This window comes from Devosia aurantiaca (genome assembly GCF_011058215.1).
Lineage (GTDB): Bacteria > Pseudomonadota > Alphaproteobacteria > Rhizobiales > Devosiaceae > Devosia > Devosia aurantiaca.
The window spans coordinates 1-14,399 of the sequence record NZ_JAALFG010000005.1; the positions used below are offsets into that span (position 1 = coordinate 1).

11 protein-coding genes and 4 pseudogenes are annotated in these 14,399 nt (G+C 62.2%); 1 reads left to right on the plus strand and 14 read right to left on the minus strand.

Features of this window, described 5'->3' with window-relative positions; genetic code table 11:
* The 9 genes and pseudogenes from G5575_RS22425 to putA all read right to left on the minus strand — a co-directional run.
* Nucleotides 1-320 (minus strand): annotated as a pseudogene (locus G5575_RS22425) (NADH-quinone oxidoreductase subunit D-related protein); the annotation flags it as partial.
* Between the two features lie 183 nt (nt 321-503).
* A complete protein-coding gene (locus tag G5575_RS17375; RefSeq protein WP_164535433.1) occupies nt 504-740 on the minus strand; it encodes a hypothetical protein in 237 nt (78 codons plus the stop codon).
* A gap of 307 nt (nt 741-1,047) precedes the next feature.
* Nucleotides 1,048-1,536 (minus strand): complex I 30 kDa subunit family protein, encoded by a 489-nt coding sequence (locus tag G5575_RS17380; RefSeq protein ID WP_407924880.1) that lies wholly within the window; start codon nt 1,534-1,536, stop codon nt 1,048-1,050.
* Between the two features lie 210 nt (nt 1,537-1,746).
* Nucleotides 1,747-1,989, minus strand: a complete 243-nt coding sequence (locus tag G5575_RS17385) for an NADH-quinone oxidoreductase subunit B family protein (protein ID WP_164535434.1) — start codon at nt 1,987-1,989, stop codon at nt 1,747-1,749.
* A gap of 213 nt (nt 1,990-2,202) precedes the next feature.
* Nucleotides 2,203-2,554, minus strand: a pseudogene (gene ndhC, locus G5575_RS17390) (NADH-quinone oxidoreductase subunit A).
* A gap of 420 nt (nt 2,555-2,974) precedes the next feature.
* A complete protein-coding gene (locus tag G5575_RS17395) occupies nt 2,975-3,310 on the minus strand; it encodes a hypothetical protein (RefSeq protein ID WP_164535435.1) in 336 nt (111 codons plus the stop codon).
* Nucleotides 3,311-3,447: 137 nt separating this feature from the next.
* Nucleotides 3,448-4,047, minus strand: a complete 600-nt coding sequence (locus G5575_RS17400; RefSeq protein ID WP_164535436.1) for an outer membrane protein — start codon at nt 4,045-4,047, stop codon at nt 3,448-3,450.
* A 298-nt stretch (nt 4,048-4,345) separates the two neighbouring features.
* Nucleotides 4,346-5,047: a peptide-methionine (S)-S-oxide reductase MsrA gene (gene msrA, locus G5575_RS17405; RefSeq protein WP_164534712.1), complete on the minus strand. Its 702-nt coding sequence runs from the start codon at nt 5,045-5,047 to the stop codon at nt 4,346-4,348.
* Between the two features lie 93 nt (nt 5,048-5,140).
* Nucleotides 5,141-8,533, minus strand: a pseudogene (gene putA / locus G5575_RS22430) (bifunctional proline dehydrogenase/L-glutamate gamma-semialdehyde dehydrogenase PutA).
* 117 nt (nt 8,534-8,650) lie between these two features.
* Between putA and G5575_RS17415 the strand changes: the two are divergent.
* Nucleotides 8,651-9,133, plus strand: coding sequence for an Lrp/AsnC family transcriptional regulator (locus tag G5575_RS17415; RefSeq protein WP_207633121.1), 483 nt, complete (start codon nt 8,651-8,653; stop codon nt 9,131-9,133).
* Nucleotides 9,134-9,159: 26 nt separating this feature from the next.
* On the opposite strand, the gene G5575_RS17420 is transcribed toward G5575_RS17415, so the two are convergent.
* The 5 genes and pseudogenes from G5575_RS17420 to G5575_RS17440 all read right to left on the minus strand — a co-directional run bounded on the left by G5575_RS17420 (nt 9,160) and on the right by G5575_RS17440 (nt 14,342).
* Nucleotides 9,160-9,981: an HpcH/HpaI aldolase/citrate lyase family protein gene (locus G5575_RS17420; protein WP_164535437.1), complete on the minus strand. Its 822-nt coding sequence runs from the start codon at nt 9,979-9,981 to the stop codon at nt 9,160-9,162.
* Nucleotides 9,978-11,174, minus strand: a complete 1,197-nt coding sequence (locus tag G5575_RS17425; protein WP_164535438.1) for a CaiB/BaiF CoA transferase family protein — start codon at nt 11,172-11,174, stop codon at nt 9,978-9,980. Before G5575_RS17425 ends, G5575_RS17420 begins: the two co-directional genes overlap by 4 nt.
* Nucleotides 11,171-12,228 (minus strand): annotated as a pseudogene (locus G5575_RS17435) (ABC transporter ATP-binding protein). The gene G5575_RS17425 and the pseudogene G5575_RS17435 overlap by 4 nt, the downstream one beginning before the upstream one ends.
* A 15-nt stretch (nt 12,229-12,243) precedes the next feature.
* On the minus strand, nt 12,244-12,624 hold the full coding sequence (locus tag G5575_RS20790) for a hypothetical protein (RefSeq protein ID WP_235936122.1): 381 nt from the start codon (nt 12,622-12,624) through the stop codon (nt 12,244-12,246).
* Nucleotides 12,585-14,342, minus strand: coding sequence for an ADP-ribosylglycohydrolase family protein (locus G5575_RS17440; protein WP_235936123.1), 1,758 nt, complete (start codon nt 14,340-14,342; stop codon nt 12,585-12,587). Before G5575_RS17440 ends, G5575_RS20790 begins: the two co-directional genes overlap by 40 nt.
* Nucleotides 14,343-14,399 lie beyond the last annotated feature (57 nt).

Genomic DNA, 14,399 nt, shown 5'->3' on the forward strand with positions numbered 1-14,399 from the left:
GGCGCTGAGATGGGCGAAGCCCGACGCACGGATATGGCAGCGATAGGGCTTGTTGGTGCCATCGGACACCGGATAACTTGAACTGCCAGAAAGCGCTTCCACGGCGGCATAGATCTCTCCGGCCCGGGACGGCTTCGGTGTAGCCAAAGCTTGAAGTGATGGATCAGCGCTTCCATCGACTGCTTCTGCCGCTTGGGCGGAACGACCTTGCCGTCGGCGATATGATCGGGTGCCGTCTGGTGCGTTGAGCTTGGCGACGCACTGGCTATGATTTCGTTGGCCTGGCGCATTTCTTCCATGCGGACCAGGTAGCGATCATAACAGTCGCGGTCTTTTGATCAGATGTCGTTCCATTTCTAAGAAGCGCAGCGTCCGGGCTGCGGTTTGCGCAGTTCTGCAGGCAGCGCCCGATGCGCGCACCATGACCATCTGGAGAAGCCCCTGCCCCGAGGCCTCTTCGAGCGGCGACGCCAATCGACATTGCGCGCCGAAAATGGTGCCGGTCAGCCGCTGGTCAGTGTCGTCCAAAGCCTTGGGAGACTGGTGGCAGAACGACTCGATGTCGTCGACAAGCCTGCGGCGGTCCTGATGGACGCCACCGGGACCCGGAAGTAGGCCACGTGCATGCGGGCGCCGGAGCGCTCGTAGAACACCATGAGCTTTCGCTGTTCGAAACCCCAAAGCGGGGGCGTCAGCGCGCCGATGTCCATGGCCTGCGTGGTCCGTTCATCGTTGACCAAAGGCGCCCGATTTCGGCATAAAGCACGCCCGAATCAGCTGCGCACGACGCGGGACTTCGATGCCCAACCATGCGCTCGTGATCGCATGAGCATATTCCTGGTTCATCGGTACCGCGTAATCAGAGACGGTCAAATATCGCCCAGGCTGGAATAGAATCGGCTGATCAACAATTGCCACGCGATCACAAGAGGCAATCTGCGGATCGACGCGCTCGACAAGCTCGCCAGTTCAGGATCATGCGCAGCACACCGTGCGCCGAGGGGTGCACGGGGCCGAAAATGAGAGTGAAGTTGCGAAACGTCGACTTCAGCCATCAGTTCTTAGCCTTCTCGTCGCGGCAGCACGTAATCCGTGCCTTCCAAGGTGACAGGTAATCGAAAGAGCGGAATTCTGGGCTAGCGCGACGGGCTCGTAGACCACGCGCCGGCGCTCTTCGTCGTAACGGACTTCGACAAAGCCGGTCATCGGGAAGTCTTTGCGCAGCGGATGCCCGTCAGCCGTAGTCGGTAAGGATCCGCGCAGATCGGGATGACCGGAGAACAGCACGCCGAAGAGTCGTAGAGCTTCTCGCTCGAACCAGTTTGCGCCGGGATAGATGTCGCAAATCGACGGAACCGGCGTTTCGTCATCGGCCTGAAGCTTGACGCGAACGCGATGGTTCAGGTGCGGGCTCAGAAATGGTAGGCGACGTCGAAGCGGAATTCGCGCGCCGGATAGTCCGCACCGCAAACATCGAGGGAAGGCAATGAAGCGGCACTGCGGATCGTCACGCGAAAGCGCGCGACCTCGGCCCAATCGAGTCGCGCTCGATGTTGATCGTGTCCGAAGGCCACCTCGAAATCAGTGACGCGCTACCCAGGTGGTGGTGATATGCTCGCCTTGGTGCGCGTTGAGGCGGTCGAGAACTAATGGCCTGATCCATGTCCCTGCCCCTAGCGCTCGATGGTGCAGATCTTGCGGCAAGTCACCGTAAAGCGCTTCAGCGGTCAGGCGGGCAGCAGGACACTAGACGTCCACCGGCAGCACGCGGTCGCAACCGCGAACGACGGAATAGGAATAGTGGCAATAGCCGCCGCCGTTGGCGCAGGAGCCATGAAATGACGTAGCGCGGCTCCGGCATCTGGTCGTAGACCTTGCGCAGAGCAGCGCCATCTTGTTGGTCAGCGTGCCAGCCACGATCAAGACGTCGGATTGGCGCGGCGACGCACGCGGCGCAGCACCGAAGCGCTCGACGTCGTAACGCGGCATCGACATCTGCATCATTTCGACGGCGCAACAGGCCCGTCTGCATCCACATCAGCGAACCGGTGCGTGCCCAGGTGATGAGCTGTGCCACGGTCAGAAAATGAACCACTGAAGCTTATAAGCGGTTCGTGACGCCAGTGAGAACGGATCGTCAGCTCAGCAGACCTGGTGCCGGATCAGCACGGTGTTTCAACGTGACCAGAGGAGAAGCGGTGCTCAATCCATTCGAAGGCTCTGCCGCCATTCATAGATAAAGCCGATGTTCACATGAGGAGAGAATGTCATCGACCAGAAGGCCGAACCAGCCCACATCCCGGAATGCGACGGCCCATGGAAACAGGAACGCGACTTCAAGATCGAAGATGATGAAGAGGATAGCGACCAGGTAAAGCGGACATCGACCTTCATGAGGGGCATGGGGCGCCTGAATCCAGCTGAAGGCCGAAACCTTTCCGGATCGGGCCTTCACGAGTGACCAGAAACGGCGCCACCAGCAAAGCCAGGGCGATAACGGCAGCAAGGCCGATAAGAGGACAATCGGCAGGTAAGCGCTGAGCAAATCGTTCATGCGGCAGCCTAGTTTTCAGACGGCCAGAGCGGCCGATGGGCGTGCGAGGAATCGATGCAATTGGGGCATGCGAACCGACACGGCGGTGATGGGCAACGGATTGAACTAAGCATCAACCGTTTCAGGGAAAGAAAACATGAGCGAAAACATCATGTAACAAGCTGGCGTGAACAAAGGCAACCTGCCTTTGGCATGAATAACTCTGCTTTTTGCTGTGCCAAAAACCAAAACGGCGAACCGATCGCTCGGTCCGCCGCATTGGGTTGCAAGTTAGATAGTGGCGAGCATAGCCCGCCACACTGCAATCTTAGAAGTGGTAGAAGACGCCGACGGTTGCCTTGGCGGCTTCGAAGAAGTCGTCATCAGCGTCGTCGAACGAGCCAACGCCAACAACTTCACCACGAACCGACACAGCGTCGGTCACAGCGAACTCAACGCCGCCACCGAGCTGGTAGAGGCCAACGCTGTCGTCGCCATCGGTGGCAACGCCAACGCCACCGAGGGCGTAAACGAGGACGGGTCGGTGACGACTGCGCCAGCGCGGAGGTTAGCGAAGAACTGACCCTGGTCGACGATGTCGTCGCCCCAGACGTAGTCGCCGGTGACTTCAACACCAACCAGGAACGGGTCGGCCGGGATGAAGTTCACGCCAACAGCAGCGCCGATAACGCCAGCGGCGTCAATGTCGTCAGCGAAGAAACCGCCGGCGCGGGCACCGACGTAGAGACTTTCCCAGTCAAAGCCGTACGATTCCATGATCGGCTGCGGGAGTCGGGATGATGAGGTCAGCAGCAGAGGCTGCGACCGAACCAATGGCGGCGAGCGAAACGCCGAGAAGAAGCTTGCGAATGATCATTTTTGCCTCACGCTAGATGTTCGATAAATTTGACAGATCAGAACCAGGTCGCAACGCGCGGATGCCCTGTTTGGCCTTTGCCGATCCGATGGTAGAAGACGCCGACGGTTGCCTTGGCGGCTTCGAAGAAGTCGTCATCAGCGTCGTCGAACGAGCCGATACCAACAACTTCACCACGAACCGACACAGCGTCGGTCACAGCGAACTCAACGCCGCCACCGAGCTGGTAGAGGCCAACGCTGTCGTCGCCATCGGTGGCAACGCCAACGCCACCGAGGGCGTAAACGAGAACGGAGTCGGTGACGACTGCGCCAGCGCGGAGGTTAGCGAAGAACTGACCCTGGTCGACGATGTCGTCGCCCCAAACGTAGTCGCCGGTCACTTCAACACCAACCAGGAACGGGTCGGCCGGGATGAAGTTCACGCCAACAGCGGCACCGATAACGCCAGCGGCGTCGATGTCGTCAGCGAAGAAACCGCCAGCGCGGGCACCAACGTAGAGGCCTTCCCAATCGAAGCCCGAAGCAGATGCGATGATCGGCTGCGGGGTGGTCGGGATGATGAGGTCAGCGGCCTGAGCGCCACCAACCATCAGAGCTGCGGCGGAAACGCCGAGAACCAAAGAACGTACAAACATGCTTGCACTCCCAATAGAGTTAACCGTAGTCGAGCCGATAGATGCCTCAAGCTCCTGGGCCTGACAAGAGAGCCAAACGCCAAATTGGGCGGTTCGGCTAACGCACGGTGACCATTTGAAGGCACCTGTTGCAGGAATGTCCCGCAATTGGCTCATTTTGAAACAAATGCCCTTAGAAAGCGTCGGTTTGTTGGTTGTGCCGAGGTCGAATTCGGTCCTTCCGAACGAATAGCGAGTCGATTCTAAGTGCTTTGGTAAGGAGAAGGCCGCGAGCGACTGCCCGCGGCCACAGTAAGAGTCAGGCTGCTGGGAGCGTGCCGACAAGCACAGGGTCGGCGCGGAAGTGGTCCGGGAAGATTTGTTCGAGCGCTGCAACCTTGGGCAGGTCGTGGACGACGATATAGGGCCATTCCGGGTTCAGCGTCAGGAAGTCCTGATGATACTGCTCGGCAGGATAGAACGCCTTGAACTGTTCCAGCGTCGTAACGATCGGCCCTTCGAACAACCCAGCCGAGTCGAGCTGGGCGATATAGGCCTTGGCCACCGCCTCCTGATCCGGGCTCGTCACGAAAATGGTCGAGCGGTACTGCGTGCCGTGATCGGGACCCTGGTAATTAAGCTGCGTCGGGTTGTGAGCGACCGAGAAATAGATCTGCAAGAGCGTGCCGAAGCTGATCTGGCCTGGATCGTAGGTGATCTCGACAGTCTCGGCGTGTCCTGTGTCGCCCCGACCGGTTTGCTCATAGGTAGCCGTCTCGGCCGAACCACCGGAATAGCCCGACACTGCACTGGTCACGCCCTTGACGCGCTGGAACACGCCCTGAACGCCCCAGAAGCAGCCGCCGGCGAGAATGGCCTTTGCCGTGCTGCCGGTTTCGGTCAGGTCCTGCGCGGGCGACGGAATGACGACCGGCGCTTCCTGGGCAATGACTGGCCTCAGGCTTGCGACGAGCGGCAGGGCGGCAAGCCCAAGGAGAAGGGAACGGCGGTGAATGGGCATGATGACCTCGGCGCTGAATTGGCTAACGGCTTGTTCGCCCACTATGCGTCCGAAGTTACAGGCCGACAAACACTGTCACGCCACGGTGAAGCCTCAGCTTGCCTGAGACATCAGGCTGGCATTGCCCCGGCGGCCGTCGTGTCGATGCAGACATGGCGCTCGAGCAGGAGCAGTCCAGCCTGATCTACCGCGGTTAGCAATGGCACGATCGGGCCGGAACGAGCGGCCAGCGCCGATCGAACGGCCTTGAGCCCTGCCCCGTCGCCAAAATAGGCGACGGCATCGAACGTCTCAACCAAACCATTTTCGAGCGTCGACAGAAGCGGCCGGCAACCGGCTTGCTCGGCCATCGCCTGCTGCGCCTCTAGGTGTTGCTCGGTAGGACCGAGGCACAGCACGACACCACGGCGCCCGAAATGCAGGACATTGCTTTCGCCGGTCGGCCCCGGCATCACCATCGCAGCCGGGTCGACAGCGTGTGCGCCTTGCGTGAAGCGCGGGAGATAATGCGGGCCGCCAGCCTTGGGACCGGTGCCGGACAGCCCCTCGCCACCAAAGGGCTGCGATCCGACGACGGCACCGATCTGGTTGCGGTTGACGTAGATATTGCCAGCCCGGACGCTTCTGGAGAGCTGCCGCACGCGCGACGAGATCCGGGTGTGAAGCCCGAAGGTCAGCCCGTAGCCGCTGGCATTGATGGCGGTGACGACCTCATCGAGCTCGGCCGCTTTGAACGTCGCGACATGCAGTACCGGTCCAAAGATTTCCTCGCTGAGCTCCTCGATGCCGGCAATGCGCAACACCGCGGGCGCCACAAACGTGCCCTCTTCCGGCTCCGCCAGCTGATGGATCAGCTTTCCGGCCCGCGCATAGGTCTCGACATGCGTGAGGATTTTGGCGCGCGCCGCGGCGTCGATCACCGGACCGATATCGGTCGCGAGATTCCAAGGATTGCCAAGCCGCAGCTCGTTCATCGCGCCCTTCAGCATGTGCAGGGTGCGCTCGGCGGCGTCTTCCTGCACATAAAGAACGCGCAGCGCCGAACAGCGCTGGCCAGCGGACTGGAAAGCCGAGGCCAGAATATCGCGCACCGCCTGCTCAGGCAGAGCAGTCGAATCCACGATCATCGCGTTGAGACCGCCGGTTTCGGCGATCAAGGGTGCGGTGGGCGCCAGATTAGCGGCCATCGCGCAATCAATGCTGTGCGCGGTCGGCAGCGAGCCGGTGAAGACGACACCATTTACCGCCGGGTTTGAAACCAGTGCCTGCCCTACCTCCCCGCCGCCCGGCAGAAGCTGGACGGCATCGGCGGCGATGCCTGCTTCGTGCATCATCTGCACCGCGCGATAGGCAATCAGCGGCGTTTGCGGCGCCGGCTTGGCGAGCACGGCATTGCCGGCGACCAGAGCGGCAGCGATCTGGCCGGTAAAAATCGCCAGCGGAAAATTCCACGGCGAGATCGCGACGACCACGCCCAGCGGAGCCGCTGGAGCCTGCTGTTCGGCCTGCTCGGCGTAATAACGCAGGAAGTCGACCGCTTCGCGCACCTCGGCCACGGCATCGGCCCAAGTCTTTCCAGCCTCTCGCGCCAGCAGGGCAAACAGTTCGGCGCGGTTGGCCTCGTAGAGGTCGGCCGTGGCGCGCAGCAGGTCGGCACGCTTGCCCACCGGCACGCGTGACCAGTCCGAACCCCTCGCTGCGGCGATGGCCAAACTGACATCCTCGACTGCGGCTTCTGCCACGTTGCCGACATGATCTCGCCGATCAGCCGGGTTAATCACTGGCTTGGCGCCGCGCATCGCTGTCGGTCCGGCGAGGATTGGGCGCGCCTGCCACTGCGCTTTTTCGAAGGCATGACGAGCGTCATCCACCTCGCCAAAAGCGATGGGATCGGTAAGGTCGAGCCCTGCGGAGTTTCGCCGAGGCGCAAAGATCGCTTGCGGCGCCGGAATGGCCGGATTGGCGATCGCTTCACCGAGAGCAAGGATCTTGCCGATCGGATCCTCGGCGACGGCGGACGCCGGAATGTGCTCGTCGGAGATCTGATAAACGAAGGAACCATTGGCGCCGTTTTCGAGCAGCCGCCGCACGAGATAGGCCAGAAGATCCTTGTGCGCCCCCACCGGCGCATAGATGCGCGTGCGCGTTCCGGCCGTGGTGCGCAGCACATCGTGCAGGCGCTCACCCATGCCGTGGAGGCGCTGGAATTCGTATGTTTCCGGCGTGCGTCCAGCCTCCTTCGCCAGATGCAGAACGGCAGCCGCGGTATGCGCATTGTGCGAGGCAAATTGCGGATAGATGCTCGGCGAGGCAAAGAGGCGACGCGCTGCCCGCAAGATAGCTGATGTCGGTCGACGCCTTGCGGGTAAAGACCGGATAGCCATCCAGCCCCATGACCTGCGCACGCTTGATCTCGGCGTCCCAGTAGGCGCCCTTAACCAGCCGCACCATGATCCGCCGGTCAAGAGCGCTGGCGGTGGCCTCGAGCCAATCGATCAGCGGCAAGACGCGTTTGCCATAGGCCTGCACCACGACGCCAAAACCGTCCCAGCCTGCCAGTTCCGGCGTCGTCAGGACTTCGGCGATGATATCGAGCGACAGATCGAGGCGATCGGCCTCTTCGGCATCGATGTTGAAGCCCATATTGGCCTTCTTGGCCGCGATCGCGAGCTGGCGCGTGACCGCCACCAATTCGGTCATGACCCGCTTGCGCTGAGCGACCTCATAGCGCGGGTGGAGTGCAGAAAGCTTGATCGAAATGCCCGGATTGTCGCGCACCGACTTGGCGGTGCAATGCGGCGCCAGTCGCGCGATTGCCGAAGCATAGGCATCGAGATAGCGTGCCGCGTCCTCCGAGGTGCGGGCGGCCTCGCCCAGCATGTCGTAGGAGTAGCGATAGCCCAGCGCTTCGGGCTTGCGGGCATTGCTGATGGCTTCCTGGATGGTACGGCCGAAGACGAACTGACTGCCTAAAAGCCGCATGGCTTGCGCAACGGCCGTCCGGATGACGGGCTCGCCGAGCCGAGCCACCGCGCGATGCAGCGCATTCTTTGGCCCGACTTCGGGCTCGCCCAAAACGTCCGATGTCAGGTTCAGCGCCCAGGACGAGAAATTGACCAGCGCGCTCGACGAGCCACCAAAATGGCTTTCCCAGTTGAGGCCACCGACCTTGTCGTGGATCAGCGCATCGACAGTCTGGGCGTCCGGCACGCGCAGAAGCGCTTCCGCCAGGGACATCAGGGCGACGCCTTCATCGGTCGCGAGCCCGTACTCGGCGAGAAACGACTCCATCAGCCCGAGGCGATTGCCGGCGCGCACCGTTTCCACCAGCGTTTCCGCGTGGGTCGAAATGGCCTCGCGATCCGCCTCTGTCAGGCCCGTTTCCGAAATGAGCTGGCGGACCAGACTGGCCTCATCGGCAAGATTCTTGGCGCGAAAAGCGAGACGTGCATCAGCAATGTCGGACAAGGAAGCGCTCCATGGCATGCCTTCTAAGGCACCTGAGCAATGCCAGAACGCTTGCAGGCGTTTCGCCTTTTCAGGCTGCCGCTGGTCACATTTCGCGTTATATTCGGCATGCAATTGCGGACGATCGCCTACACCATGAAGAATAACGACACTTTAGACCAGATCGACCAACACATCCTGGCTGAGCTGGCGCGCGACGCCCGCATCAGCGTGGCGGAACTCAGCCGTCGCGTGAACCTCAGCAAAACGCCCTGCCAGGCGCGGATCAACCGCCTCGAACAGGCAGGCTATATTCTCGGATATCGCGCGATTATCGATCCGGAGCGCCTGGGCAGGCCCCACGTCGCCTTCGTGGAAGTCAAGCTCAGCGATACCCGCAACGCGGCACTGGCGGCCTTCAACAAGGCGGTGCAGGCCATTCCCGAGATCGAACAGGCGCATATGATCGCTTCAAGCTTCGACTACCTGCTCAAGGTTCGCACGCAGGATATCGCCGAATATCGAGAGGTTCTGGGCGAAAAGATCAGCAGCCTGCCCCACATCGCCCATACCAGCACGCATGTTTCGATGGAGGCCGTCAAAGGCGACGCGCCGAGCCTGAAGTCCAAGACGGGCTAGACGCGGCGGGGCTGCCTCTGGGCACTTCAGCTCTTGCCAAGAATCGCGCGAGCCCTGGCAACCACCGGGGCATCGACCATGCGGCCATCGACCTCGAAGGCGCCATCTCTTTCGGCTGCGCGCTGCAGCACGCGATTGGCCCAGTCGCGCTGCGCTGCGCTCGGGCTGAAAGCCGCGTTGAGGATGGGAACAAGACTGGGATGGACGCAGGTGGCGCCGTCAAAGCCATGCTGTGCGGCCTCCCGCGCCGCGGCTCCGACCCCAGCTTGGTCCGAGTAATCAGCCGTGGATTGGAGCAACCCGAAGGAGAGCAGTCCCTGCTCCTTGGCGGCATAGTGAACCAGCAGTTTTGGCAGCCGCAGCACATCGGGTGTCGGTTCGGCGCCGAGCGACAAAGCCAGGTCTTCGCCGCCCACCGAGAGACCGAGCAGGCGCGGCGCCTTGACGATAACACGCGCATCCAGAACCGCCCCGATATCTTCCAGCAGGGCGACAAAGGTGATCGGCGGCCGTCCGGTCTCTGCACCCACTTTATCCAGGGCAGCGATCAGCTCGACAATGTCTTCGGCTCTTCGCACCTTGGGCACATACAGCGTTGCGGCCCCGGCGCGGCATGCTGCAGCCGCGTCTTCGACAACTCTTTCGCCGCTGTTGATGCGCACGAAGACGCTTGCCCCGTTGCGACCGACAGCTTTGACGGTCTCCAGCAAATGCTCTCGTGCCTGATCCTTGGCATCTTCCGGAACAGCGTCCTCGAGGTCGAGGATGATCGCATCGGCGCCGCGCTCATGCGCCTTGGCAAGAAAGCGCTCGGAATGCGCCGGGACGTAGAGCAGCGAGCGGATCATGGGGCTTCCAAAGTGCGTGGATCGATCCCGGCTTCGCGCAAGATCTCGGCCGTGTGTTCGCCCAGGCCAGGCGCTTGCCGGCGCCAAATGCCGGGCGTTTCGGAAAGGCGCGGGACGATGTCGTGCATGGGCAGGGTGCCGAAGCCATCATCCTCGGCATCGACGATGATTTCACGCTCATGAAAATGCTCATCAGCCATGGCATCGGCGATGTTGTAGACCGGGCCGACCGTGGCGCCCGCTGCACGCATCGTCGACAGAGCCTCTTCGCTGCTGCGGGTGGCAAACCACGCGCCGATCGCCGCGTCGACAAGGCCGCGGTTCTTCACGCGGTCGGAATTGGTGGCAAAGCGGAGATCGCCGTTCATGTCCGAACGGCCGATGACCTCGAAAATGCGCCTGGCCACGGCTGGGGTCGACCCGGACAGTGCCAGATATTTTCCGTCGGCGCACTGGTAGACATTGCGGGGCGAGGCCGTGTTGGAGGCGCTGCCGACCCGTTGCTTGATCTTGCCTGTCACGGCATGGATGGCAGCCTCCGGGCCGAGCACGGAGAACATCGGCTCCAGCAAGGACAAGTCGATGACCTGCCCGCGCGCCCTGCCCGTCTGGCGCGCATAAAGCGCCATCATCGTCGCCGACGCCCCATAGATGCCGGCGATCATATCGGCCAGCGCCAGGGGTGGCAGCACCGGCTCGCGATCCGGGAAGCCCGTGCGATCGGCAAAACCGCTCATTGCTTCGACAATGGTGCCAAAGCCCGGCAGCTGAGAATACGGGCCAGTCTGGCCGAAGCCGGAAATCCGGACGACGATCAGGTCGGGGTTGCGCTGCAACAGCTTATCAGGCGCCAGGCCCATCTTCTCCAGCGTGCCGGGCCGGAAATTCTCGATGAAGACATCTGCCGTATCGACCAGCTGCCAAAGCGCTTCCATCGCCGACGGCTGGCGCAGGTTGAGCATGACCGAGCGCTTGTTGCGCCCATAGGTCTTCCAGAACAGAGAGTGCCCGTCGTCCTTCCAGTCGCGCAATGGGTCGCCCTCGGGAGGCTCGATCTTGACGACGTCTGCGCCAAAATCAGCCAGCTGGAGGCTCAGCATATTGCCAGCCATCAGCCGCGACAGGTCAAGCACGCGAATGCCGTCAAGGGGTCCGGTAGCGGTGGGATCAAAGCGCCTCGTCGCAAAACTCACCGCAGCCGAAGCCCCGTTGCCTTGTCGAAGACGAAGAGCTTTTGCGGGTCGATCACGAGGTTGATCTGTTCACCCGGCGACAACAGCGCGTGGTCGCGCACGACAATGGAAATGTCCTCGCCGCCGACACGGGCCAGCACTTCCTGTGCGTCGCCGGTGGGCTCGACCACGACCACTTCCGCAGGCACGCCCTCGGACCCGAGCGTGATGTGCTGCGGGCGCACGCCGTAGACGATCTCGGTGCCCGCAGCAGTGTCGAGCGGCGTACCGAGCGGCATCGACTGGCCACCCTTCAGCGCGACCGCTGCACCCCTTCGTAACGGGCTTCGAACAGGTTCATTTCCGGCGAACCGATAAAACCGGCGACAAAAAGGTTGGCCGGATTGTTGTAGAGTTCGAGCGGCGCCCCGGCCTGTTCGATACGTCCGCCATTGAGCACGACGATCTTGTCGGCCATGGTCATGGCTTCGGTCTGGTCGTGGGTCACATAGACCATGGTCTTGCCCAGCCGCTGATGCAGCCGCTTGATCTCGCCGCGCATCTTGACGCGCAGTTTGGCATCGAGGTTAGACAGCGGCTCGTCGAAGAGGAAAGCGCGCGGATCGCGCACGATGGCGCGGCCCATGGCCACGCGCTGGCGCTGTCCGCCCGAAAGTTCGCGCGGCAGCCGATCGAGCAAGTCGATGAGGCCTAAGATATCCGCTGCCTCCGCCACCCGGGCCTTGATTTCAGCCTTGGGCGTGCCGGCGAGCCGCAAGGAAAAGCTCATATTGTCCGCCACCTTCATGTGCGGATAAAGCGCATAGGACTGGAACACCATGGCGATGTCCCGTTCCTTGGCCGGCATGTTGTTGACCACCTTGCCGCCGATGGTGATCTCGCCGGCCGTGATGTCCTCGAGCCCCGCGATCATCCGCAAGAGCGTCGACTTCCCGCAGCCGGAAGGGCCGACCAGCACGACGAATTCGCCATTCGCCATTTCAAGCGAAATGTCGTTGAGCACCTGGACGTGGCCATAGCTCTTGCCGACATGTTTGAGTTCGATTTCCGCCATGCTGGTCTCCTCCCGTTATGCCGTTTCGATGATCTCGAACCGGCCCATGCTCAGCCGTCCGATCGCGCCGAGCCGAATGCCGGCCATGCCGTATTCGTAGTCGCTATCGGTCGCCGTCAGCAGCTCCTGCCCGTCGACCGCAAAGCCCAGCTGGTCGCCTTTCGCCGTGAGCGCAAACTCGTAGCTGCGCCCGATCTCCGGCTTGAACGGAGCGCGGGCAAGGACCGTCGAGCCAAAATCCTCCTTGAGGATCACCACCTCGTCCCCGTCAAAGCCCGCCGCATAGAACCGCCCGGTGCCCTGCACCCGCGCCGTCACCAGTTGCGACGCACCCGACAGCCGCTGCACATCGGCTTTCACCACGACGTCGCGGGCATAATAGTGCCCGGTCCACATGTCGGCGTCGGTCGCCGTATGGCCCTGGATGCGGCCAAAGCTCTTGGTCCAGTGACCGCGATTGAAGGTGAAACGAGAAATCGCGCCCCATTCCTGCACCTCGGTTTCCGGCTCGATGACGGTGTGTCCCGCCCCCTCGACCCGGAAATCGGCAAGGAACAGCCGGCCAAAAACTTCAGCCGCCCGAAATATTCGATCGAGATCCCGATCTCGTCGATCGCCTCGACGCCCTCCGGCACGACGAAGCTATAGTCCTGCCAGCCTTCCGCCGAGGGCACGTCCCATGCACCCGTCTCCTCGATGGCGCCGCTCATCGTGCGCCGCACGTAAGGCGCCACGCGCAGGTTGCCGTCGCCGTTCCAGGGATCGAGCCAGAGCTTGAAGCTGACGGTCTGCCCCGCATCCACCACCGGCGAGAACATCGGGCGATAACGTTCGTCGTCGAAATCGCTGCGGCGGTAGAAGGGCTTCCAGAACACACGCCCACCCTGCCCGCGTTCGAGCCGGTCGAGCTGAATTTCGAGCGAGCCGCGCGAACCCTCCGCATGCCGTTCGCCAGAATGGCGCAGCGAAATCTGGTTGAAGCCCTCGGTGCGGAAGCCATGCGTCGAACCCGGCAGGTCGAAGTCGAAACGTAGCCCGCGGCGAGTGAAATCTTCGAGCCAGAGCGCGGGAACCTCTCGCCCGGCCAGCTGCAGCGCAAAAACGGTCAGCTCGCGCGCAAAGCTCGGGATATCGACGATGTTGATGGTGCCAACGATGCCCGAGGCGACAAGAAAATCGTTGATGGGTTTCCGATACTTGCCCCAGCCCTCGTCGAGCCCCTGGAAGGTCGCGACGATCGCTGCGGCATTGCCGGCATTGCAGTCGGTGTCCCAGCCCGCCATGGTGGCAATCTCGGCCGTGCGTGGCAGGTCGCCCTTGCCGTAGAGGATGGCCATGATGGTCACCCCGGCATTGGGAATGATGTGGCAGACGCCGGGATAGCGATCATAGCCCCAATCCGCCGTCAGCATGTCGCGGCAGGCGCGCCAGTCGTCGGGATTGGCCCTGTGGAAGTCGATGACGGCCCGGCAAACCCGTGCATAGGTCGAATTGGCATCAACCGTCGCCATCGCCGTCTCGACGATTTCATCGATGCTGGTCGCCTCGAAGGCTGCCGCGATCGCTGCGGCGCAGAAGCGGGCGCCGTTGAGCCCGTCGCCGTCATGTGCAACCGATGCGGCCATGGCCGACATGTCGGCGGCCCGTTGCGGATTGCCCGGGTTCACCCAACCCCACGAGTCGATGAAAATCTGCCCACCGATCTGCTCGGCAACCGTCGTGCCGTTCTGCGCGATGGATCCGGATTGCGGCGCCGGAATGCCGGCGCGCAGGTTTCGATAGGCGGTGTGCTCGGTCGATACGCCAAAGCCACCCCACCAATACATGCCATGCTCTTCGGCAGCGTAGTTGAGCCAGGTCTCGCCGACGTCCTCGGCCGTCGCGCCCAGGCCATAGTCCCGCAGCGCACGAATGAAATAGACGGGCCCATTGGTGTCGTCGTCCGCGGCGAAATTCTTGAAGTCGCGCAGGTACTGGGTCACCTCGCCATAGGTCTTCTGGATGCGCTCATAGCTCCAGATAGTTGGCTCCACCGGGGCGCCGAGACGCACGCCAATGGCCTTGCCGATAAAGCCGGCATAGATCTTTTCGAGGATTTGAATTTCAGAGAGCATCGTCGTCTTTCGAGGCAATAATTTCAGTAGACCTCATGCTGAGCCTGTCGAAGCAGG

Excerpts from the sequence above, each read along its gene's own strand:
- msrA (WP_164534712.1), bottom strand. The coding sequence starts at position 5,047 with ATGCCCATTCACCGCCGTTCCCTTCTCCTTGGGCTTGCCGCCCTGCCG.
- G5575_RS17420 (WP_164535437.1), bottom strand. The coding sequence starts at position 9,981 with ATGATCCGCTCGCTGCTCTACGTCCCGGCGCATTCCGAGCGCTTTCTT.
- G5575_RS17385 (WP_164535434.1), bottom strand. The coding sequence starts at position 1,989 with ATGCCGCGTTACGACGTCGAGCGCTTCGGTGCTGCGCCGCGTGCGTCG.
- G5575_RS20790 (WP_235936122.1), bottom strand. The coding sequence starts at position 12,624 with ATGTGGACCGGGCACTATTATGCCCGCGACGTCGTGGTGAAAGCCGAT.
- G5575_RS17440 (WP_235936123.1), bottom strand. The coding sequence starts at position 14,342 with ATGCTCTCTGAAATTCAAATCCTCGAAAAGATCTATGCCGGCTTTATC.
- G5575_RS17395 (WP_164535435.1), bottom strand. The coding sequence starts at position 3,310 with ATGGAATCGTACGGCTTTGACTGGGAAAGTCTCTACGTCGGTGCCCGC.
- G5575_RS17400 (WP_164535436.1), bottom strand. The coding sequence starts at position 4,047 with ATGTTTGTACGTTCTTTGGTTCTCGGCGTTTCCGCCGCAGCTCTGATG.
- G5575_RS17415 (WP_207633121.1), top strand. The coding sequence starts at position 8,651 with ATGAAGAATAACGACACTTTAGACCAGATCGACCAACACATCCTGGCT.